Origin of the sequence: Pseudomonas sp. rhizo25, assembly GCF_031931935.1 — a bacterium.
Classification (GTDB): domain Bacteria; phylum Pseudomonadota; class Gammaproteobacteria; order Pseudomonadales; family Pseudomonadaceae; genus Aquipseudomonas; species Aquipseudomonas synxantha.
The window spans coordinates 572652-595329 of sequence record NZ_JAUJXA010000003.1; the positions used below are offsets into that span (position 1 = coordinate 572652).

Here is a 22678-nt window from a genome sequence, read left to right on the forward strand (position 1 = left end):
TTCGAACTTTATAATGAACTATTGAACGGTATACTGAACAAGGCGTTTAAAAGCGTCAACTCATTTAAGGATGATTTATAAAACAAATGACCGACATAACGAACGCCATGACCATAAACACCCCGAGCCGAATCGACCTGCTCGCACTCTCCATCAAACGCGAGCGCCTGGCCGCCGGGCTTTCCTTGACCGAATTGGCGAAACGCGCCGGGGTAGCCAAGTCGACCTTGTCTCAATTGGAGTCGGGCATCGGTAACCCCAGCATCGAGACCTTATGGGCGCTGGCGATGGCAATGGGTTTGCAAGTCACCCGGTTCTTCGAGCAACCCCAGCAGACGCTACGGGTGATCCGCGCCAACGAGGGCATGACCGCCTATGCCGAGACGGCCAATTACGCAGCGACACTGCTTGCCGATTGCCCTGCGGGGGTACAACGCGACATCTACCGGCTGAAGGTGCAGCCCGGCGAAGTGCGGCTGTCTCAGCCTCACCCTTCGGGCACCGTAGAGCACGTAGTGTTGTGCAGTGGCAGCGCCCTTATAGGCCCGGCAAGCGGGCCTGTGTTGCTGAACGCTGGCGACTACATCAGCTACCTGGCAAATGTGCCGCATGTGTTCGAAGCATTCGAGGCGGATACCACGGCGGTGATGGTGATAGAGCATTCCTGAGAAGGAGGCCCTGGAGACGGCGGGGCTGCGTGGCTTGGGCGCCAGCACAGCCCCTGCCAGGCTTATTTGCCCGTGGTCAGCGCGTTGTAGCTGGTGAACAGGTTGCGGTAGTCCGGGATGTGGTTGGAGAACAACGTCCCCAGGCCTTCAATATCATTGCGCCAGTCGCGGTGCAGCTCACAGGCCAGGCCGAACCAGGTCATAAGTTGCGCGCCATTGGCCGACATGCGGGCCCAGGCCGATTGCTGGGTCAGTTCATTGAAGGTACCGGAGGCGTCGGTGACCACAAATACCTCGAAGCCTTCCGCCAGGGCTGACAGGGCCGGGAACGCCACGCACACTTCGGTCACCACGCCAGCGATGATCAGTTGCTTCTTGCCGGTGGCCTTGATGGCCTTGACGAAGTCTTCGTTGTCCCAGGCGTTGATCTGGCCGGGCCGGGCGATGTAGGGCGCATCCGGGAACAATGCCTTGAGCTCAGGCACCAGCGGGCCGTTGGGGCCGGTCTCGAAACTGGTGGTGAGGATGGTCGGCAGCTTGAAGTACTTGGCCAAGTCAGCCAGGGCCAGCACGTTGTTCTTGAATTTGTCCGGGTCGATGTCGCGGACCAGCGACAGCAAGCCAGCCTGGTGGTCGACCAACAGCACAGCGGCGTTGTCTTTGTCCAAGCGAACGTAAGGTGTAGACATCATGATGCTCCTGATAGAAAGGGTGCCCATCGAAATGTGCGCACCGCAAAGAACCCAGCGTGTTTACTTGCGCTCTGAGTCTAGTGCTTCATGGTTGTTTGCCACTTCCTGGGCCTTGATGTAGCTCTCGATCAAAAGCTGGTAGTGCGGCATGGCCTGGGTATAGACATTCGCCCACGCCTGGGCATCCGGGCGGTTCCACGAACCTTGCAGCTCTGACAGCGTGCCCATGATGTCAATCGGCACCACCCCGGCTTGTGCCAGGCGCGCCACGGTCAGGTCGGTGGCCAAGCGTGAGTGGTTGCCCGAAGCGTCCACTACGGCGAATACCTTGTAGCCTTCATGCACCGCTGCAATGGACGGAAAAGCCAGGCAAACGCTGGTCAAGGTGCCGGCGATCACCAGGGTTTTCTTGCCGGTGGCTTTGACGGCGGCGTGGAACTCAGGATTATCCCAGGCATTGATTTCACCACGGCGGGCGACGTATTGGGCGTGCGGCGCTGCTTCGTGGATTTCCGGAATCAGCGGGCCGTTGGGGCCTTGGGGCACAGAAGCGGTGGTGATGACCGGAATGTTCAGCAAGGTGGCCGCCTTGGCCAACGCGATGGCATTGGCACGCAGTTGCGGCACTTCGATGTCCTTGACGATCTGGAACAGACCGCTCTGGTGGTCGATCAGCAGCATGGCTGTATCGGCAGCGTCAATGGTCGGCTTTTGCCCATTAAAGTTTGCTGTGTTACCTGATGCGCTCATTGGCATGTCCTCTTACGTGGAGGGGCCACCTTAGTCACCACACTGGCCGTTCGGTAGTGGCTGAATTAAGCTTCACCATCTCAAAACTGGAACGCTGCCGATGTTCGACCTGAACGAACTCTTCCTCTATGCCAAGGTTGTCGAACATGGCGGCTTTGCCGCGGCCGGTCGTGCCCTCGACCTGCCGAAGTCGACCTTGAGCCGCAGGGTCGGCCAACTCGAAGCAAGGCTGGGGGCCCGGCTGATACAGCGCTCCACCCGGCAATTCCAGGTCACCGATATCGGCCAGGCTTATTACCGGCATTGTGTTGCGATGATTGCCGAGGCGGAGTCGGCCGAGGACGTGATTGCGTTCAACAAGTCAGAGCCGCGTGGGGTCATTCGCTTGAGTTGCACCACTGCACTGCTCAACCACTGGGTAGCGCCGATGCTGGCAGAATTCATGGCACAGTGCCCTAGCGTCGAACTCAATGTAAAAAGCTTCAACCGCAAGGTCGATGTGATCAGCGAGGGCTATGACCTGGCACTGAGCCTGTGTTTTCCGCCACTGGAAAGCAGCGAGCTGGTCATGAAGGTACTGGGCAAAAGCCCCCAGGCACTGGTGGCAAGCGCACCGTTTCTGCAGGCCCATCCCCTGCCCTTGCAACCTGCCGACATCGCCGGGCTGCCCACTATCAACTGGGGCAACCCGACGGCGCAGTACCTGTGGGAGTTGAACGGTCCGCAAGGCGCGACGGCGCAGGTCCAGCACACGCCGCGGCTGGTCAGCGACGACATGTCGACCCTGAAAAACGCTGCACTGCGTGGTGTCGGCATCGCCAATCTGCCGATCGCCGTCGTGGCCGATGAGATCGCCGATGGACGCCTGATTGCGTTGCTGCCTGAGTGGCAGCCTGCCGAAGGTGTGATTACCGTCGTCTTTGCGTCCAGGCGTGGGCTGATGCCATCGGTGCGGTCCTTGATCGACTTCCTGGGCGAGGCGTTCGATGCACGAGATTCAGTCAAGTCCGGCTCCTGACGCTCACAACCGCACCCGCTCCGCTCTCAAGGTTGACGTGCAGAAAAAGCCGAAGACCAAAAGCCGCAAAGGTTCCTTGCACGCTCGGCAATAGTCTTTTGTCATCACGCCTATTGATAGCACCCTAACGAAACCCCCATGCTAGAGAGCTAAGTACGCGCTTATATCATTCCGAATGATAGTTACCTTTGCTTCATTCGATTCGTGACATACCACCTCGCCGCGCATGATCCGCCCATCTCAAATACATTGGCGGATGCACCTCATGGAACAGTCACTCAAACATTTGCGCTTCCCCTTGGCGATCCTGGCCGTGGTGGTGATGAGCGCCTGCGGCAAGACCCCGGATCAAGCGGCCGCCATGCCCCCAGCCAAGGTCAGCGTAGCCAAGGTACTGGAACAACCGGTCAACGAATGGGACGAGTTCACTGGGCGCCTCGAAGCGCCGGAAACCGTGCAGATCCGTCCTCGGGTCTCGGGCCAGATTGACCAAGTCGCTTTTACAGAAGGCGCTTTGGTCAAGAAAGGCGACCTGTTGTTCCAGATCGACCCTCGCCCCTTCCAGGCTGAAGTGCGTCGTCTCGAAGCCCAGCTCGCACAAACCAAGGCGGCCGCCACCCGCAGTGAAAACGAAGCGCAGCGCGGCGAACGCCTGCGCCAGAGCAATGCGATTTCCGCCGAACTGGCCGACTCGCGCACCACCGCCGCCCAGGAAGCCCGCGCTGCCATGGCCGGGATCCAGGCGCAGCTGGACCTGGCCCGCCTGAACTTGAGCTTTACCCGTGTCACTTCGCCGATCAGCGGCCGCGTCAGCCGTGCCGAAATCACGGCCGGCAACCTGGTGACCGCCGACACCACTGCGCTGACCAGTGTGGTCTCCACCGACAAGGTCTACGCCTACTTCGACGCCGATGAGCGTGTGTTCCTCAAGTACACCGAACTGGCCCGCCAGGGCCGTCGTGGCGCTACCACCCCGGTGTATCTGGGCCTGTCGAATGAAACCGGCAACCCGCACCTGGGCCAGATGAACTTCGTCGACAACCAGGTCAACCCGGCCACCGGCACCATCCGCGGCCGCGCGGTGTTCGACAACAGCAAGGGTGAGTACACCCCCGGCCTGTATGCGCGCTTGAAGCTGGTCGGCAGCGGCACCTACTCCGCCGTGCTGATCAACGACGAAGCCGTCGGTACCGACCTGGGCAAGAAGTTCGTGCTGGTGATGGAAGGCGACAAGCCGGCTTACCGCGCGGTAGAGCTGGGGCCGAAGATCGAAGGCTTGCGCATCGTGCGCAGCGGCCTGACCAAGGACGACACCGTTATCGTCAAGGGCCTGCAGCGCGTGCGCCCGGGTTCGCCGGTCGCGCCGGAAACCATCCCGATGGCCAGCAAGGAAACCCTCGCCGCCTTGGCCCAACAACGACAAGCGCTTGAAGCCAGCAACCTGGAGCAAGTGGCGCCGGACAAACCCGCGCCCAAGCTCGCCAGTGTCGCGACTTCACGGGATTAAGGGATACGACTCAAGATGAATTTTTCCAATTTCTTTATTTCGCGGCCGATCTTCGCAGCGGTGCTGTCGCTGTTGATCCTGATCGCAGGTGCGATCTCGCTGTTCCAACTGCCGATCAGCGAATACCCGGAAGTGGTGCCGCCGACTGTGGTGGTACGCGCCAACTTCCCGGGTGCCAACCCCAAAGTCATCGGCGAAACCGTGGCCGCACCGCTGGAGCAGGCCATCACGGGTGTCGAGAACATGCTGTACATGTCCTCGCAATCCACCGCCGACGGCAAACTGACCCTGACTATCACCTTCGCCCTGGGCACCGACCTGGACAACGCGCAGGTGCAAGTGCAAAACCGTGTGACGCGGACTCAGCCAAAGCTGCCGGAGGAAGTGACACGCATCGGTATCACCGTGGACAAGGCTTCTCCCGACCTGACCATGGTGGTGCACTTGACCTCCCCGGATCAGCGTTACGACATGCTGTACCTGTCCAACTACGCGATCCTCAACATCAAGGACGAACTGGCCCGTTTGGGTGGCGTCGGCGATGTGCAGCTGTTCGGCATGGGTGACTACTCCCTGCGTGTTTGGCTGGATCCGAACAAGACCGCCTCGCGCAACCTGACCGCCACCGATGTGGTCACGGCGATCCGCGAGCAGAACCGCCAGGTGGCTGCCGGTGCCCTGGGCGCCCAGCCTGCGCCGAGTGACACCAGCTTCCAGTTGTCGGTCAATACCCAGGGCCGCCTGGTCACCGAGGAAGAGTTCGAGAACATTGTGATTCGCGCCGGCGCCAACGGTGAAATCACGCGCCTGAAGGACATCGCCCGGGTCGAGCTGGGTTCCAGCCAATATGCACTGCGCTCGCTGATCGATAACCAGCCCGCCGTTGCGATTCCGATTTTCCAGCGCCCCGGCTCCAATGCCATCGACATCTCCAATGATGTGCGCAGCAAGATGGCCGAGCTTAAAAAGAGCTTTCCGGCGGGGATGGATTACCGCATCGCCTATGACCCGACCATCTTTGTACGCGGCTCTATCGAAGCGGTGGTACACACCCTGTTCGAAGCACTGATCCTCGTGGTGCTGGTGGTGATCCTGTTCCTGCAGACCTGGCGCGCCTCGATCATTCCATTGGTGGCGGTGCCGGTGTCCTTGATCGGTACATTTGCGGTGATGCACCTGTTCGGGTTCTCGCTCAATGCCCTGTCATTGTTCGGCCTGGTACTGGCCATCGGTATCGTGGTGGACGACGCCATCGTGGTGGTGGAGAACGTCGAACGTAATATCGAGCTGGGCCTGGAACCGTTCCCGGCTACCGAAAAAGCCATGAGTGAGGTCACCGGTCCGATCATCGCCACCGCGCTGGTGCTGTGTGCGGTGTTTATCCCGGCCGCCTTTATCAGTGGCTTGACCGGGCAGTTCTACAAGCAGTTCGCCTTGACCATTGCGATCTCGACCGTGATTTCGGCGTTCAACTCGCTGACGCTGTCCCCTGCCCTGGCTGCCGTGTTGCTGCGCGCTCACGACGCGCCGAAGGATCGTTTCTCCAGGTTCCTCGACAAGCTCTTCGGTGGCTGGCTGTTCCGTCCATTCAACCGCTTTTTCGAAAAGGCCAGCCATGGCTACGTGGGCACCGTGCGCCGAGTGATTCGCGGCAGCGGCATTGCCCTCTTCGTATACGCCGGCCTGATGGTGCTGACATTCTTCGGGTTTGCCCACACCCCGACGGGTTTCGTACCGGCCCAGGACAAGCAATACCTGGTGGCCTTCGCCCAACTGCCCGACGCTGCGAGCCTGGACCGCACCGAAAACGTGATGAAGCGCATGTCGGAGATCGCCCTTAAACAGCCCGGCGTGGAAGCCGCGATTGCATTCCCTGGCCTGTCGATCAACGGGTTCACCAACAGCCCGAACAGCGGCATCGTGTTCGTGACCTTGAAGCCTTTCGACGAGCGTAAAGACGCGAGCATGTCGGCCGGTGCAATCGCCGGTGCGCTGAACGGCCAATACGCCAATATCGAAGAAGCCTACATGGCGATCTTCCCGCCGCCGCCGGTACAAGGGCTGGGCACCATTGGCGGGTTCCGCCTGCAGATCGAAGACCGTGGCAACCTCGGCTATGACGAGCTGTATAAAGAAGTGCAGAACGTCATCGCCAAGAGCCACGGGGTGCCTGAACTGTTCGGCCTGTTCACCAGCTACACGGTCAACGTGCCGCAAGTCGATGCCGCCATCGACCGCGAAAAGGCCAAGACCCACGGCGTAGCGATCAGCGACATCTTCGACACCCTGCAGGTCTACCTGGGCTCGTTGTATGCCAACGACTTCAACCGCTTCGGGCGTACCTATCAGGTCAACGTGCAGGCAGAGCAACAGTTCCGCCAGGACTCCGACCAGATCGGCCAGCTGAAAGTGCGCAACAACAAAGGCGAGATGATCCCGCTGGCAACCTTCATCAAGGTCAGCGACACCTCGGGCCCGGACCGCGTGATGCACTACAACGGCTTTATCACCGCTGAAATCAACGGCAACGCGGCACCGGGCTACAGCTCCGGCCAGGCCCAGGCCGCGATTGAAAAGCTGCTCAAGGATGAATTGCCCAACGGCATGACCTACGAGTGGACCGACCTGACTTACCAGCAGATCCTCTCGGGCAATACCGCGCTGTTCGTGTTCCCGCTCTGCGTACTGCTGGCGTTCCTGGTACTGGCCGCCCAATACGAAAGCTGGAGCCTGCCGTTGGCGGTGATCCTGATCGTACCGATGACGCTGCTGTCGGCCATCACCGGGGTAATCATCTCGGGCAGCGACAACAACATCTTCACCCAGATCGGCCTGATCGTACTGGTGGGCCTGGCGTGCAAGAACGCGATCCTGATCGTCGAGTTCGCCAAGGATAAACAGCAGGAAGGTCTCGACCCGCTCGCCGCGGTATTGGAAGCCTGCCGCCTGCGTCTGCGGCCGATCCTGATGACCTCGTTCGCGTTCATCATGGGTGTGGTGCCGTTGGTATTGTCCAGCGGTGCCGGTGCCGAGATGCGCCATGCCATGGGCGTGGCGGTGTTCTCCGGGATGATCGGTGTGACCTTCTTCGGTCTGTTGCTGACGCCAGTGTTCTACGTACTGATCCGGCGCTATGTGGAGCGCCAGGAAGCGCGCAAAGCGGCCAAGGCCTTGAAGCTGGAGACACAGCAATGAGTGTGAAAGTATTCCTGCCGAGCTTGCTGGTATTGGCGCTCGCCGCCTGTGCCGTAGGCCCGGATTACAAGACCCAACAGTTGGAGGCGGCCAATATCACGGCTGCAGCCGACAGCAAAAGCTATGACCATGCCAAGTACGAAGGCATCTGGTGGCAGCAGTTCGACGACCCGACCCTCGACCAACTGGTGACCCAGTCACTGAGCGGTAACCGCGACCTACGCGTGGCCTTCGCCCGCCTGCGAGCGGCACGGGCGATCCGCGATGATGCCGCCAACGACATCATGCCGGTGGTCACCTCCCGCGCCAGCAGCGATGTGGGCAAGGGCCAGATTCCCGGACAGACCACCAAGCGCGTCAACAGCGAGCGCTACGACCTGGGCCTGGACATGGCCTGGGAGGTGGACTTGTTTGGACGCATCCGCCGTAACCTGGAAGCCAGCGACGCCGACCAGCAGGTGGCCGAAGCCGACCTGTACCAACTGCAAGTCACCATGATTGCCGAGCTGGTGGATGCCTACGGCCAGCTGCGCGGGGCGCAACTGCGTGAACGCATCGCCCTGGACAACTTGAAGAATCAGCAGGAATCGCGCGCCATCACCGTCAGCCTGCGTGATGCCGGCGTCGGTGATCAGCTCGACGTGGAGCGTGCGGATGCGCGCCTGGCGGCGGTGGAAGCCAGCGTGCCGCAACTGCAGGCCGAACAAGTGCGCGAACGCAATCGCATCGCCACCCTCCTCGGCCAGCGCCCCGACAAGCTGAGCGTGGACCTGAGCCCCAAAGACCTGCCGGCGATTGCCAAGGCGTTGCCGATTGGCGACCCAGGGCAATTGCTGCAACGTCGCCCGGACATTCTCAGCGCCGAACGCAAGCTGGCCGCCGCCACTGCACGGATCGGCGTGGCCAAGGCCGACCTGTTCCCACGGGTCAGCCTCAGCGGCTTCCTAGGCTTCACCGCCGGGCGGGGCTCGCAGATCGGTTCGGCCGCGGCGAATGCCTGGTCCCTGGGCCCAAGCATTACCTGGGCCGCATTTGACCTGGGCAGTGTGCGTGCGCGTTTGCGCGGTGCGAATGCCGAAGCCGACGGCGCGTTGGCGACCTATGAGCAGCAGGTGTTGCTGGCGCTGGAAGAGTCTGAAAACGCCTTCAGCGATTACGGCAAGCGTCAACAACGCCTGGTCTCGCTGATCCGTCAAAGCGAATCCAGCCGCGCCGCCGCCGATCTCGCGGCGATCCGCTACCGCGAAGGCACCGTGGACTTCCTGGTATTGCTCGACGCCCAGCGCGAACGCCTGGCTGCCGAAGATTCCCAGGCCCAGGCCGAAGTGGATCTGTATCGCGGCATCGTGGCGATCTACAAGGCATTGGGTGGTGGTTGGCAGCCAGATACCGTAGTCGCCAGCAGCAAGTGATGTAAAGAGCTCCTTTGGTTGGTCGCATCCAGCCAATTTTTAGCCCCGTGGATCATTCGGTCACGGGGCTTTTTTTTGCCAGAACTTCCTAAAATATTGAAAGCTGTTTCTGTAAGACAATTAAGAAGTCCTTCGTAGGTAATTTCTTAGTACCGCGCTATATCTGGCTTCCAGGTTTAAATACTTCAGAAACAACTGTGCACTTCATGTAGGCAAGCGTTACACCCACGCTAAAGTAATTGGCACAAGCGTCGACAACCCAGTGTCACTTAACAATGGAGGAAGGCGACATGGCTATCATGTTGACTGCTGAGCAGATGAGGTATACCAAGGCAACCAATGCTTACGTTATTAAAAACCCTGAGCAAATAACGAATGCATTCACGATCACTGAGGAGACCGTAGCAGCTGACACACTCAATCTTAGTGAAACAAAAAAAATCGCCGACCTGAAAGAGTATTTAAAGGACTTTGACATGACAGCCATAAGCTCGAATGAACTCAGAAAAGTAGCGCGACAATTATTCGACAATGAAATGATAGATATACATGCATATGTAATATTCGCCGAAGGCAACTTGGCGAGTGGTGCAGATGGTCGCCCTACAGACACAGACGTTAAATTCAACGCCATCGCTTTGTTTAATGAGCGGCTTGAGGACTACAATGATTTTCTTGAAAATAATCCTGCAGACGTGAAAGAAGATACTTTAAGGTGGCGGCGGGGGATGATAGATGCTAATCACGCGATAGGTGCATTGACCTACTTCGTCAATTCTTCCAGAAGTGATTTAAAGATTCATGAGCGAGCTTGAATTCCAAGTCGTTTGGGCAGTGCGCTAAGGAGGATCTTAACGCACTGCCATTGCAGGCCTTCAGCGGCCGTATTTGGCTGTGCCTGAGTAGGATTTCACATCAGGGTCAGAATTGAACATAGCGACTCGATAGGTACCAAACGATCCAGAGTATGAAGCGCTGCTCCCAAAGCTTGTCGCAACAGATTGCCAAGAAACTCCCAACTGCTTTTGAATAATCAACTGTGGCGCCCTCCCTCCTCCCGTGGAAGCTGAGACATCAATAGTCGCACCCGCACATCCATTAGCAGAAGTTATTGTGAACGGGCCATACACAGTCGTTTCGACACCAGGTTGCAAAAGCCCGCTATAGCTATCACTTATATACAGACACAAGGCCGACACCTGAGCAGACAAAAGCATTAACGCGACACACGGCAACGCAATAAGACCTTTCATGATCTCACCTCAAATCAGTAAATAATGAATAAATACTCACTCGAAATATCGGATCTTTTATTTCCCCATAAGCGCACCTCACGGTAAGCAACGGCTGCCAGCACACGACACTCGATATCAACCCAGCAGATATCAAGCACCCACTAATGCAGGTAGGAACACGTTGCTTACGGTGCACGAAATCAAGCGCCAAAGATGCCAGCCGCTTCCTAAAACATAGAAGGACCGCTCTGTCATACCCAGATGAAGGAATAAGTGAGAAATGTCCTAGTCCTGCATAACAGCGGTTAGAACTGAATTGGCTCGTTCAAAATCAAACTCCGATAATGCTGCCTTATAAATCTGACTGAAGCACGTAAAACCTAACCTTATCGAGCTGAGAGGCACAAGGGCATTTCCTGCGACACCGATAACATTTGCCCGCGCACGATAGTGAATTAGCCAAGCCCCGACGGAACCATTTCGAAAGCGACCGCCACCTATTACGTACTTGCATAGGACGCTGGCATGTAGGCTCTTCACCAGGACGGTTCACTAAGGAGTTACCATTGAATATTAACGCAACCCACTCTCCACCGCTCCCATCGACCTATAACACGCCTGATATTCTAAATGACGATCAAACCACAGCTTCGGCCAGGAGCAGGCAAAAGCGTGGCGTCGCTGACACTGGTTACCTTTGGCCACAGGGCGCCACGATAAAAATAGGCATGGTTGGCACGACGCAAAAAGAAGAAGAATTGATCAGAGAAAACATTAACAAATGGGCTCCCTATGTAAATCTAAACTTTGAATTCGTCGCCGACCCCAAAGACGCAGATGTAAGAATTGAAGTCGATCCTTATAGCGAAGAAGGGTATGCCTGGATAGGCACAGAAAATACACTTCATCCAGACGCGAAAGCTCATGTCACCATCGGCACAAACGCCTCCCCGGAACACATAGCCGATACGGTCATGCATGAGTGGGGGCATGTGCTCGGTCTAAAGCATGAACATGAGCACCCATATAGAAACCTGGACGATCCTGATTTAGAAGACACGCCACCTCTTCCCGACGATGGCTCACTCACATTAAGTCCCTATGACAACGATTCAATAATGCACTACACCTTCGAGACTGACAGTGACGGAGAGTCGGTCTTTAGGCCGAAAACAATATCAGAAGAAGACAAGAAATTTGTAAGCACCCTTTATCCCCCCTTTACTAAGAAGCCCCCAAACCTTGCCAGCAACCATCCTTTGCAAAACCCAGCGACTTAATACTCGACGCCCATCGCTAACGTCGGGCAGACGCATGCACTGGTCGTCGGCAGCACGTAAAGAAAGGGTTGATTGGGCGCATCGAATCATTTTTTAGCCCCGAGGATGGGCTCTTGGCGACTGAGGAGTCCGTAGCCGCCGGCACACTCAAACTTGATGAAAAAAATTATCAATCTGAAGAGGTATCTTCTTCCAGAAGTAATTTAAAGCTCAATGCGCGAGCTTGAGCCCAAGGCGTTTTATCAGTGCGTTAAGGAGGATCTTGGCGCACTGTCTACACATCGGTTAGAGCCGACTCGGCTCGTTCAAGATCAAACTCCGATAGTGCCCGGGATTGGACCCTGACCACTTACGAAAAGCCTTGTAGAACGAACTCGCATCGGCAAACCCCAGCCGCGTGGCGATTTCGGCAAAGCTGATCTGCGGTTCCGCCAGCCACACAATCGCCAGTTCCTTGCGCACGCTGTCCTTTAGGCCCTGATAGGTCTGGCCTTCTTCCGCCAGGCGTCGACGCAATGTGGACGCGGAAATGCACAACGTAGCCGCAAGCCCGTCGGTTTCAGGCCAGGCGTCGGGAGGCATCTGCCGAAGGTTATGCTTGATGCGGGTAGCAAGGCTCTCGGGGTCGCGGTACTTGACCAGAATATTGGCCGGCGCATGGGCCAGGAAACGTTGGAGCTCCTGCGGGCTGCGCTTGATCGGCAGGTCCAGGCAGTCCGCAGAAAAGATCATGCGGGTACGGGGTCGATCAAAGCGCAGGTTATCGGAAAACATCACCTGGTAATCGTCACAGAAGTCCGGCTGCGCACAACGCAACTCGATGGCAAGGATTGGGATTCGACGCCCTGCCAGCCAACAGGCAACGCCGTGCACGATCATCCAGTAGGTGAAATAGGTGAACCCACGCTTGGGCTCCGGCTCGGGTTCGAGCAGGACGATCTCCGCCAGGCTCTGTTGGCGAACCAACTGCGCGGGCATGCGCTCGAACATCAGCGACAGAAACTCCAGGCCGGTCTCCAGGCCCGCAGCCAGGTTGGGTTGGGTCATGGCGGCGCGACACAGGAACGCCAGGCTGCCGGATTTGAGTTTGCGCGGGTCCATGCCAAAAAACTCATCGTCCGTGCGCCGCGCCAGCAAGCGCCACAGGCGCGCATAGGCCGTGGCCGCAACCCGGGCGCTTGGCTGCTCCAGTAATGCGGGATCAATCCCGACCTTGCTTAACGCCTCAACGGTGGCCGCCCCAGGCGCACAGCTCTGCAACAGGGCTTCACGCACGAGGTGGATTGAGATGGTGTCTTTTTCCGACATGAGCTGTTGGCCAATCCGACGGCTACTTCAGTGGCGTGCATCATAAAGGCGGTTGCGCTTCGCCACCACCGTTCAGCCCAGGTTCAGCAAAGGTCAATATTTCTTGTTTAGCAATGAGTATCATTATGTTACAACTTAGCTTCCTAACTAGTTACGCCCCCGGTGCCCGATGCTCGTTCCGTTTTTAATCATGTTGCGCGAAGGCATTGAAGCCGCCTTGATCGTTGGCATCATCGCCAGTTACCTGCAGCAGACCGGCCGTGGCCAGTGGATGCCGGCGGTGTGGATCGGCGTATTCCTGGCCGCGGCCCTGGCGTTGCTGGTGGGCGGCGGTCTGGAACTGGTCAGTGCGGAATTTCCGCAAAAGCAGCAGGAATTGTTCGAAGGCATCGTCGGCCTGGTTGCCGTGGGCATCCTCAGCTCCATGGTGTTCTGGATGCGCAAGGTGGCGCGTTCGATCAAGCATACCTTGCACGAATCCCTTGACCATGCGCTGGCAGGCTCCAGGCACCAAGTGATCGCGTTGATCGCCATGGTGTTTTTCGCCGTGGCCCGCGAAGGCCTGGAGACGGTATTTTTCCTGTTGGCCGTGTTCCAGCAGAGCGAAGGCCCGGGCGCGCCGGTCGGTGCCCTGCTCGGCCTGATCCTGGCCATCGTCGTCGGTTTCCTGATCTATTCCGGCAGCATGCGGCTGAACCTCGGCGCGTTTTTCCGCTGGACCGGCCTGTTCATCCTCGTAGTGGCCGCCGGCATTCTCGCCAACTCGGTGCAGGCCCTGCACGAGGCCGGCGTGTGGAACCACTGGCAGACCGTGCTGTTCGATTTCAGCGCTGCGCTGCCGATGGACAGCCCGTTGGGCTCAGTACTGGCCGGCATGTTCGGCTACCAGGAGGCGCCGACGGTCAGCACCCTGGGTGCCTATGTGATTTACCTGGTGGTGGCGTTGGTGATGTTCTTCATGCCCTCGCCCCCCGCCAAGCCCGTCGCCAAGACCTCTTCCGTTTCCAGCCAGTAAGGACCGTCCCTTGTCCAACCCAACCCCTCAATCGGCCCCGCCGTCCCGTGCCTTGCGCTGGGGCGTGGCCGGCTCGGTGGTGGTGATGATCGCCGCCGGTGGCCTGTTCTACTACGCCTCGCAACTGGCCGCTACCAAACGCCAGGTCAACCACAATGAAATCGCGGTGACGATCCACGCCCACGCCTGTGAGCCCAACGCCCTTACCGTACCGGCCGGACGTGCGAGCTTTCGTATCATCAACCGCTCCGACCGTGCTGTGGAATGGGAAATCCTCGATGGCGTGCTGGTGGTCGAAGAGCGGGAAAATATCGCACCGGGCCTGAGCCAGGTGATCAACGCCAATCTGCAGCCCGGCGACTACGCGATCACCTGTGGCCTGCTGAGCAATCCCCGTGGCTCGCTGCACGTGACGCCGACCGCTGAATCCGACGCCCAGGCCAAGGCCAAGCCGTCAATGGTGGCGTTTATCGGTCCGCTGTCGGAGTTCCGTGTGTACCTGAGCGGCCAGGGCGACGCCCTGATCAAGGCCGCAGCCGCCCTGCAACAGGCCATCGACGCCGGCGACCTGGCACAGGCACAGGCGCTGTATGCGCCGGCCCGTGAAGCCTATCAGCGCCTGGCGCCGGCAGCCCAGCGCCTGGCCGAGCTGGATAACGCCATCAACGCCCGCGCCGATTACTTTGAAAAACGCGAGCAGGATCCTGCGTTCAGCGGCTTCCACCGCCTTGAATACAGCCTGTTCCAGCAACGCAGCCTCGATGGCCTGGCGCCTGTCGCTCAACGCTTGGTCGCCGACGTCACCACCCTCAAGCAACAGCTGCTGGCCCAGTCCCTGCCGCCGGAGCAATTGGTCAGCATTGTGGTGCGCAACCTCAACAGTCTGGCGGATGTACGCGCGGTCAGCGGTGAAGAGGAGCGCTACAGCCATATTGACCTGAATGGATTTGCCGCCAACCTGCAGGTCGCCCGCAAGGTGGTCGACCTGATGCGTCCATTGTTGACCAAGTCCGCCGCCGACCTGCTGCCCCACATCGACAGCGCGCTCACCGCCTTCGATGCCGAGCTCAATGGATTGAAGGTCGACAACCACTACGCCCGTTACGACAGCGTCACCGACGATCAGCGCAAGCAGATCGCCGACAAGGCCAAGGCACTGGCCGCCGCACTCGATGGAATCGACCCCGCCCTTGGCCTTTCCGGCCTGCAGTGAAGACGACCGCACTATGAGTGATACACCACAGTTTGATCTCCAACGCCGCCGCGTCCTGCTGGGCATGGCCGCCACTGGCGCGGCAATTGCCGGCAGCAGCTTGAGTTGCCCAGCCATGGCCGCAGCGGCCGAGCAGGTGACCAGCGCACCGCGCAGTGACAAGACCCATGACCGCCAGGCGTTTTTCGGCCAGCACCAAAGCGGCATCGTCACACCCCGCCCGGCCTGCGGCATGGTCGTGGCGTTCGATGTACTGGCCAGCGACCGTGAAGATCTGGAGCGGCTGTTCCGTACCTTGAACGAGCGCATCGCGTTCCTGATGAGCGGTGGCACCGTGCCCCAAGTCGATCCGAAATTGCCACCTACCGATTCCGGCATCCTCGGTCCGGTGGTGTCGCCGGATAACTTGACCATTACCGTGTCGGTGGGGGAGTCGTTGTTCGATGAGCGCTTCGGCCTCAGGGCGGTCAAACCCAAGCGCCTTAGTCGCATGGTCGGCTTTCCCAACGATGCGCTGGAACCGGCGCAATGCCACGGCGACCTGAGCCTGCAGTTCAGCTCAAATACGCCGGACACCAATATCCACGCCCTGCGCGACATCGTAAAGAACCTGCCCGACCTGCTGCTGGTGCGCTGGAAACAGGAAGGCAGCGTGCCGCCCCAGGCACCGGCCAAGCCCGGCGAGCCTGCGCAGAGTGCGCGCAATTTCCTGGGTTTTCGCGATGGTTCGGCCAACCCGGACTCCAACGATGCCAAGGCCATGGACCAGATCGTCTGGGTCCAACCCGGCAGCGACGAACCGGCCTGGGCCGCCCATGGCAGTTACCAGGCCGTGCGCATCATCCGTAACTTTGTCGAGCGTTGGGATCGCACCCCGCTGCAAGAACAGGAAAGCATCATAGGCCGCGTCAAACCCACGGGCGCCCCCATGGATGGCCAGCATGAAACCCAGGTTCCGGACTACAGCAAAGACCCGGAAGGCAAGTTGACCAAGCTCGACGCCCATATCCGCCTGGCCAACCCGCGCACCCCGCAGACCCAGGCCAACCTGATCCTGCGCCGGCCCTTCAACTACTCCAACGGCGTCAACAAAAACGGTCAGCTGGACATGGGGTTGTTGTTCATCTGCTACCAGGCCGACCTGGAGAAAGGTTTTATCAGCGTGCAAACCCGGCTCAACGGCGAGCCCCTGGAGGAATACCTCAAGCCGGTGGGTGGCGGCTATTTCTTCACCTTGCCAGGCGTCACCGGGCCCAAGGATTTCCTTGGGCGCACGCTGCTCGCCGCAACGTCTTCCCAAACCACTGCCAAGACCTAAAACAAACCAGAGCGGAATGCCCCCATGAAGAAGTCGTCTATCGCGTTGTCGTTGTTAATGAGCCTTGCGCCGCTGGCTGCCTTCGCTGCTACCGCGCCGCTCGACCTGGTAGGCCCGGTATCGGACTACAAGATCTATGTCACCGAGGAAATCGGCGAACTGGTCACCCAGACCCAAGCGTTTACCAACGCCATCAATAAAGGTGACCTGGCCACCGCCAAGAAGCTCTATGCGCCGACCCGCGTGCACTATGAGGCCATCGAGCCGATCGCCGAGCTGTTCAGCGACCTCGACGCGTCCATCGATTCGCGTGTCGATGACCATGAAAAAGGTGTGACGGCCGAAGACTTCACCGGCTTTCACCGGATTGAATACGCGCTGTTCGCGCAGAACTCGACCCAGGGCCTGGAGGCACTGACCGCCAAGCTCAACACCGATGTGAATGATCTCCAGACCCGCGTCGACGGCTTGACCTTCCCGCCGGAAAAAGTCGTCGGCGGCGCCGCCGCGCTGCTGGAAGAAGTCGCCGCTACCAAGATCTCCGGCGAGGAAGATCGCTACAGCCATACCGACTTGTATGACTTCCAGGGCAACATCGATGGCGCGAAGAAAATCGTCGACCTGTTCCGTGGCCAGATCGGCCAGCAAGACCAGGCCTTCCTGGCCAAGGTCGACAAGAACTTCGCCACCGTCAACAAGATCCTGGCCAAGTACAAGACCCAGGATGGCGGCTTCGAGACCTACGACAAGGTCAAGGACAACGACCGCAAGGCGCTGGTCGGCCCGGTCAACACCCTGGCTGAAGACCTGTCGATGCTGCGCGGCAAGTTGGGCTTGAACTAAGCGCTTCGCGCAAAAAAAAACACCCAGGTCCCGTTGAGGGGCCTGGGTGTTTTTTTACCCGTGGCTTATTCGGCTACAGGATGCGGTACAGCAAACGCTCGATGCGCACCCGGCTGACCCGGCGCAGGAACTTGCCCACCGCTGGCGGATAATCCACCAGCGTCTGCAACTGCTGGTAACCCTGGATACGCGTGGTGTGCTGGAAAATCTGCGTCAACTCGGTACGCCGCGGCGCCAGCCATTGGCCTTTGGGATCGTCGATCAACAAGCCGTTTTCCAGATCGAGGCGGAACGCCCGAGGGTTGAGGTTGTTGCCGGTAAGCAAAGTGTAGCGCTGGTCAACCCACAAGCCTTTGAGGTGGTAAGTGTTGTCGCCATCGTGCCACAGGTGCAGGTTCAACTGGCCGCTGTCGATCATTGGCTGGTGTCGCTTGGCAAAACGCCGCAGGCTGATCTCGTACAGGTACGGCAATGCCGCAATCACCTTGAACGGCTCGCTGGGCGGAATGTAGAAGTCGTTGGCGGTCTTGTCGCCGACCACGATGTCGATCTTCACCCCACGCGCCAAGGCGCGGTTGATCTCGCGGGTCACCGGCAATGGCAGGTTGAAGTAAGGCGTGCAGATGATCAGTTGCTGCTGGGCGCTGGCGATCAGCTCGAGGATCACCCGGCTCAGCGGGTTATTCTTGCCGACACCGAGCAACGGGCTGACTGACAGGTGGCCGTTGGGCAACTGCCCTGCCGTGGTGTCATAGGCCGCATGCTTGAGGCGGCTGCGCAGGTCGCCGATGTCATTGCGCAGGCTGCGGGTGGTGGGCGGGTTCGGCAGGTCCAGGCGATGCACCGCCTTGGACGCGACCAGGCCATGTTCCACCAGGTGCTGCATCGAATCGGCCAGGGCCTGGCTGTGGATCAGGTGGTAACGGTCGAAGCGGTATTTGTCGAACTTGTGCAGGTACACATTGTTCAGGCTGGCACCGCTGTACACCACGCTGTCATCAATGACAAAGCCCTTGAGGTGCAACACGCCGAACAGCTCGCGGGTTTGCACTGGCACGCCATACACCGGCACTTCGCTGGCGTGGCTTTGCGTCATCGCCTGGTACCAGGCGCTGTTGCCCGGTTGCTTGCCGGCGCCGATTAACCCGCGCTGGGCCCGCAGCCAGTCAACCATCACCACGATATCCAATTCGGGTCTTGCAGCCTTGGCAGCGTGCAGGGCGTCGTAGATTTCCTGCCCCGCTTCGTCCTGTTGCAAGTACAGCGCAACAATGTAGATACGCCGCGTGGCCTGGGCGATTTTCTCCAGCAGGCAGCGACGATACGCGTCAGCGCTGGGCAGCACCTCGATGGCCTCGGGGGACAATGGAAAACCGCGCAGCTTGGGCAACAGGGAACGTTTGAAGAACGTCGGCATAGGGCTCGCAATGGGTCGAATCCGAAGAGGCCCCGAGCTTACACCATGGGGCGGCTCAGGTCTCGTCATCGACAAATGAAAAACGCCGCTTGACCATGAAGAACGATCGTTCTACTTTGTTCGGCATGAATGATATAGCCAGCAGTGAAACCCGCGACATTATCCTCGACGTGACCGAGAAGTTGATCTATCGGCATGGCATTGCCGCCACCGGCATGGACTTGCTGGTGAAAACCGCCGGCGTGTCGAGAAAAAGCATCTATCGCTACTTCGCCAACAAGGACGAGTTGGTGATTGCCGCCCTGCAACGCCGCGACGAGCGCTGGATGCAATGGTTGCGCGACGAAGTAGAGCGTAGTGAAGGCAGCGGCGAGCGCCTGCTGGCGCTGTTCGACGCCCTCAGGCGCTGGTTCGGCTCGGCGGACTTCCGTGGCTGCGCCTTTATCAATACCAGTGGTGAAACCGGCAACGCGCAAGACCCGGTTCGCCTGCTGGCCAAAGCGCATAAACAAAAACTGTTCGAGTACGCACTTGAGCTGTGCCAAGCACATGGCACCCCCGACCCGGAACGGCAGGCCGCGCAACTGCTGATCCTGATCGATGGCGCCATTACCGTTGCCCTGGTCATGGGCGATTCAACAGCTGCCGATAATGCGCAATGCATGGCGCGAACGTTATTGCAACTTTGAACCCCACTGGCCAGGCAACTTTCGATCTAACTTAATTGTATTCAGGAGCCGCCCAATGTCAGCACAAACAGAAGTCCGTCCGCCCCTGCCGCCGTTTACCCGCGAGTCGGCCATTGAAAAAGTCCGCTTGGCCGAAGACGGCTGGAACTCCCGCGACCCGCAGCGCGTGTCCCTGGCCTACACCCTGGACACGCAGTGGCGTAACCGCGCTGAATTTGCCCACAGCCGCGAAGAAGCCAAGCAGTTCCTGGCGCGCAAATGGGCCAAGGAGCTGGATTACCGATTGATCAAGGAACTGTGGGCGTTCACCGGCAACCGCATTGCCGTGCGTTATGCCTATGAATGGCACGATGACTCGGGCAACTGGTTCCGTTCCTACGGCAATGAAAACTGGGAGTTCGATGAGAACGGCCTGATGGCCAACCGCTTTGCCTGCATCAACGACAGGCCTATCCAGGAAAGCGAACGCAAGTTCCACTGGCCGCTGGGTCGTCGCCCGGATGATCATCCGGGGTTGTCGGACTTGGGCCTGTAACACTCCCGTTCTGCAACCAGGTGAGATTCAAATGTGGGAGGGGGCTTGCCCTCTCCCACACGAGCGTAATCAGTCCTGATTGAGCCCGACCCGATACAGCACGCCATCATCTTCATCGGTCAGCACATACAGAAAGCCATCCGGCCCCTGCCGCACGTCGCGAATCCGCGCTTTCAACTCGCCCAGCAAGCGTTCCTCATGAACTACTTTGTCGCCATCGAACTGCAACCGAATCAGTTCCTGGCTGACCAGCGCGCCAATAAACACGTTGTGCTGCCAGGCCTTGAAGCGGTCGGCATCATAGAACGCCATGCCGCTGATGCCCGGGGACTTCTCCCACACATGGTGCGGCGCCACAGTGCCTTCCACCGTCTTGCCCTTGGCTTCGGGAATAGGCAGCAGGGAATAGTTGATGCCATGGGTCGCCAGCGGCCAGCCATAATTCTTGCCACGTTCGATGATATTGACTTCATCACCGCCACGGGGGCCGTGTTCGTTTTCCCAGATCGTGCCGCTCCACGGGTTCAGCGCCAGGCCTTGGGGGTTGCGCTGGCCGTAGGACCAGATCTCGGGACGTACACCGGGCTGGCCGACGAAGGGATTGTCATCGGGTACGCGGCCATCCGGATAGATGCGCACGACCTTACCCTGCAATTTATCCAGATCCTGGGCCGTCGGGCGGTCGTTGTTCTCTCCCAGGGTCACGAACAGGTAGCCGTCACGGTCAAACGCCAGCCGCGAACCAAAATGATTGCCGGTGGACAGCTTGGGCTCCTGGCGCAAGATGACCTTGAAATCCTTCAGGCCGCTCAAGTCGTCAGCCAGACGCCCGCGCCCTACGGCGGTTCCGGCTTTACCGCCTTCACCGCCCCCTTCGGCGTAAGACAGGTAGACCATACGGTCCTGCTTGAAGTCCGGCGACAGCACCACATCGAGCAAGCCGCCCTGCCCTTTGGCCCATACCTGCGGCACGCCCGTCAATGGCGCGGAAAGCTTGCCGTCAGGGCTGACAAAGCGCAGGTGCCCGGGACGCTCGGTCACCAGGAAACCTTGCTGGTCTGGCAGGAACGCCAGCGCCCACGGGTGGTCCAGGCCCTTGGCGATCGGCGCGGCGGTGACGCTGCCTTGCTCACTGGGAAATTGCTGGCTATCGGCGGCGTGTACCGCGCTCAACGGCAGAAGCACGGTGGCGCACAATGCGGCCAACAGGGTTTTGCGTAGCAACATAGGACGAGTCCTTAGCGGCGATTGCCGTTGGCATCATAGGTGGGCGCTTTGGGTTCGGTGGCCGGACGGCTCGGGGCCGCTTCCTGCCTCGGATAACGGTTGCCGATGCCGCCGTTTTCCACAGTCGGTCGGGGGCTGGTCGGGGTAGTCTGGATTCCACGAACAGCCGGCGCATTGGGCTGGGTGCCCTGCATACTGTTGGGGTTGGCGCGATGAATCGGGCTGTTATTGGTGTCGTAACGGCCCGGCAGGTTTTGCGCCTGGGCCAATGGCGCCAGGGCCAGACCCAGCGCGAGTACTGCAAGATGACGTACACAACGGTTCATGACCAAACCTCTCTATGCCGAGTACTACCTGCGTTCGATAACACGCTACCCCGAGGGTTCGCGTTGTGACACTAAATAGTTTCTCATCAGGTGTAACACGATCTGTCCGAGCATCTGCTCGTCGAAACTTTTGTCCTGGCCCATGAGTCACCAGAACACAGTCTCTTCGTTAAGGAGTTGCATCTATGCCGCGGGCAATCTGGAAAGGCGCTATCAGTTTCGGCTTGGTTCACATCCCGGTATCGCTGGTCTCGGCCACGTCATCCCAGGGTGTCGATTTCGACTGGCTGGACAAGCGCAGCATGGACCCGGTGGGCTATAAGCGCATCAACAAGACCACCGGCAAGGACGTCACCAAGGAGAATATCGTCAAGGGCGTCGCCTATGAAAAAGGTCGCTACGTGGTGCTCAGCGAAGATGAAATTCGCTCGGCCCACCCCAAGTCGACACAGACTATCGAGATCATCGCCTTCGTCGCCAGCGACCAGATCCCGCTGCAAAACATCGACACGCCGTATTTCCTGGCCCCGGACAAACGCGGCGGCAAGGTCTATGCGCTGCTGCGTGAAACCCTGAAGAAAACCGGCAAGGTCGCCCTGGCCAATGTCGTGCTGCACACCAAACAGCACCTGGCCGCGTTGATGCCGTTGGAGTCGGCCCTGGTGCTGGTGATGTTGCGCTGGCCTGCCGAAGTGCGCAGCCTGGATGAGCTGGAACTGGGCAGCGATGTGACCAAGCCGACTTTGGCCAAGGGCGAACTGGACATGGCCAAGCGCCTGGTGGAAGACATGAGCGCCGACTGGCAGCCCGATGAGTACCGCGACAGTTTCCAGGACAAGATCATGGCGCTGGTGGCGAAGAAGGCCAAGGCTGGCAAGATCGAAGATGTAGAAACGGCCGAGGGCAGCGAAGAGCGCAAATCTGCCGACGTAATCGACCTGACGGAATTGCTCAAGCGTAGTCTGGCGGGCAAACCGGCAGCCAAGAAGCCCGCCGCAAAAAAGTCCAGTAAAAAAGCCTCTTGAGTCCG

The 22678-nt window shown here is 59.2% G+C and carries 20 protein-coding genes; 14 read left to right on the forward strand and 6 right to left on the reverse strand.

What is annotated here, in order from left to right; genetic code table 11:
* Positions 1 to 86: 86 nt before the first annotated feature.
* Positions 87 to 668 carry a helix-turn-helix domain-containing protein gene (locus tag QZR30_RS09580; protein WP_046068034.1) on the forward strand — a complete coding sequence of 194 codons (582 nt, stop codon included), beginning with the start codon at positions 87 to 89 and terminating at the stop codon, positions 666 to 668.
* A 62-nt stretch (positions 669 to 730) separates the two neighbouring features.
* Here QZR30_RS09580 and ycaC read toward each other — a convergent pair whose 3' ends face one another.
* Together ycaC and QZR30_RS09590 are read right to left on the reverse strand one after the other, a co-directional pair.
* Positions 731 to 1357, reverse strand: coding sequence for an isochorismate family cysteine hydrolase YcaC (gene ycaC / locus QZR30_RS09585; protein WP_046068033.1), 627 nt, complete (start codon positions 1355 to 1357; stop codon positions 731 to 733).
* 63 nt (positions 1358 to 1420) lie between these two features.
* Positions 1421 to 2110, reverse strand: a complete 690-nt coding sequence (locus QZR30_RS09590) for an isochorismatase family protein (protein ID WP_046068032.1) — start codon at positions 2108 to 2110, stop codon at positions 1421 to 1423.
* A 100-nt stretch (positions 2111 to 2210) separates the two neighbouring features.
* Between QZR30_RS09590 and QZR30_RS09595 the strand changes: the two genes are divergently transcribed.
* The 6 genes from QZR30_RS09595 to QZR30_RS09620 all read left to right on the forward strand — a co-directional run bounded on the left by QZR30_RS09595 (position 2211) and on the right by QZR30_RS09620 (position 11757).
* Positions 2211 to 3128 (forward strand): LysR substrate-binding domain-containing protein, encoded by a 918-nt coding sequence (locus QZR30_RS09595; RefSeq protein WP_046068031.1) that lies wholly within the window; start codon positions 2211 to 2213, stop codon positions 3126 to 3128.
* 265 nt (positions 3129 to 3393) lie between these two features.
* Entirely contained in the window at positions 3394 to 4635 is a 1242-nt protein-coding gene (gene mexE / locus QZR30_RS09600; RefSeq protein WP_046072445.1) for a multidrug efflux RND transporter periplasmic adaptor subunit MexE, read from the forward strand.
* Between the two features lie 15 nt (positions 4636 to 4650).
* A complete protein-coding gene (locus tag QZR30_RS09605; protein ID WP_311903242.1) occupies positions 4651 to 7830 on the forward strand; it encodes an efflux RND transporter permease subunit in 3180 nt (1059 codons plus the stop codon).
* Positions 7827 to 9242, forward strand: coding sequence for an efflux transporter outer membrane subunit (locus QZR30_RS09610; RefSeq protein ID WP_057022387.1), 1416 nt, complete (start codon positions 7827 to 7829; stop codon positions 9240 to 9242). Before QZR30_RS09605 ends, QZR30_RS09610 begins: the two co-directional genes overlap by 4 nt.
* A gap of 290 nt (positions 9243 to 9532) precedes the next feature.
* A complete protein-coding gene (locus QZR30_RS09615) occupies positions 9533 to 10057 on the forward strand; it encodes a hypothetical protein (RefSeq protein WP_046068028.1) in 525 nt (174 codons plus the stop codon).
* A gap of 986 nt (positions 10058 to 11043) precedes the next feature.
* Positions 11044 to 11757 carry a zinc-dependent metalloprotease family protein gene (locus QZR30_RS09620; RefSeq protein ID WP_311903243.1) on the forward strand — a complete coding sequence of 238 codons (714 nt, stop codon included), beginning with the start codon at positions 11044 to 11046 and terminating at the stop codon, positions 11755 to 11757.
* A gap of 285 nt (positions 11758 to 12042) precedes the next feature.
* Here QZR30_RS09620 and QZR30_RS09625 read toward each other — a convergent pair whose 3' ends face one another.
* Positions 12043 to 13065, reverse strand: a complete 1023-nt coding sequence (locus tag QZR30_RS09625) for an AraC family transcriptional regulator (RefSeq protein ID WP_046068026.1) — start codon at positions 13063 to 13065, stop codon at positions 12043 to 12045.
* Positions 13066 to 13234: 169 nt separating this feature from the next.
* Here QZR30_RS09625 and efeU point away from each other — a divergent pair, with 169 nt between their 5' ends.
* From efeU to efeO (QZR30_RS09645), 4 genes are read left to right on the forward strand one after another with little or no spacing between them, the layout of a single operon-like run.
* Complete coding sequence (gene efeU, locus QZR30_RS09630) at positions 13235 to 14080, forward strand: iron uptake transporter permease EfeU (RefSeq protein WP_059397407.1); 846 nt, start codon at positions 13235 to 13237, stop codon at positions 14078 to 14080.
* 10 nt (positions 14081 to 14090) lie between these two features.
* Complete coding sequence (gene efeO / locus QZR30_RS09635) at positions 14091 to 15293, forward strand: iron uptake system protein EfeO (protein WP_311903244.1); 1203 nt, start codon at positions 14091 to 14093, stop codon at positions 15291 to 15293.
* 13 nt (positions 15294 to 15306) lie between these two features.
* Positions 15307 to 16611 (forward strand): iron uptake transporter deferrochelatase/peroxidase subunit, encoded by a 1305-nt coding sequence (efeB, locus tag QZR30_RS09640; protein WP_056845940.1) that lies wholly within the window; start codon positions 15307 to 15309, stop codon positions 16609 to 16611.
* Between the two features lie 24 nt (positions 16612 to 16635).
* Positions 16636 to 17454, forward strand: coding sequence for an iron uptake system protein EfeO (gene efeO, locus QZR30_RS09645; protein WP_046068023.1), 819 nt, complete (start codon positions 16636 to 16638; stop codon positions 17452 to 17454).
* Positions 17455 to 17527: 73 nt separating this feature from the next.
* Here the strand turns inward: efeO (QZR30_RS09645) and pssA are convergent, their stop codons facing one another.
* Positions 17528 to 18871 (reverse strand): CDP-diacylglycerol--serine O-phosphatidyltransferase, encoded by a 1344-nt coding sequence (gene pssA, locus QZR30_RS09650; protein ID WP_046068022.1) that lies wholly within the window; start codon positions 18869 to 18871, stop codon positions 17528 to 17530.
* Positions 18872 to 18996: 125 nt separating this feature from the next.
* Between pssA and QZR30_RS09655 the strand changes: the two genes are divergently transcribed.
* Together QZR30_RS09655 and QZR30_RS09660 are read left to right on the forward strand one after the other, a co-directional pair.
* Positions 18997 to 19560, forward strand: coding sequence for a TetR/AcrR family transcriptional regulator (locus QZR30_RS09655; protein WP_056845939.1), 564 nt, complete (start codon positions 18997 to 18999; stop codon positions 19558 to 19560).
* Positions 19561 to 19615: 55 nt separating this feature from the next.
* Positions 19616 to 20095, forward strand: a complete 480-nt coding sequence (locus QZR30_RS09660; RefSeq protein ID WP_046068021.1) for a nuclear transport factor 2 family protein — start codon at positions 19616 to 19618, stop codon at positions 20093 to 20095.
* Between the two features lie 69 nt (positions 20096 to 20164).
* Here QZR30_RS09660 and QZR30_RS09665 read toward each other — a convergent pair whose 3' ends face one another.
* On the reverse strand, positions 20165 to 21322 hold the full coding sequence (locus tag QZR30_RS09665; RefSeq protein WP_046068020.1) for a PQQ-dependent sugar dehydrogenase: 1158 nt from the start codon (positions 21320 to 21322) through the stop codon (positions 20165 to 20167).
* An 11-nt stretch (positions 21323 to 21333) separates the two neighbouring features.
* Positions 21334 to 21648 (reverse strand): hypothetical protein, encoded by a 315-nt coding sequence (locus QZR30_RS09670; RefSeq protein WP_046068019.1) that lies wholly within the window; start codon positions 21646 to 21648, stop codon positions 21334 to 21336.
* Between the two features lie 185 nt (positions 21649 to 21833).
* On the opposite strand from QZR30_RS09670, the gene ku reads away from it, so the two are divergent.
* The gene (gene ku / locus QZR30_RS09675) at positions 21834 to 22673 is read left to right on the forward strand and encodes a non-homologous end joining protein Ku (RefSeq protein WP_046068018.1); all 840 of its coding nucleotides are present in this window, start codon (positions 21834 to 21836) and stop codon (positions 22671 to 22673) included.
* The last annotated feature ends 5 nt before the right edge of the window (positions 22674 to 22678 follow it).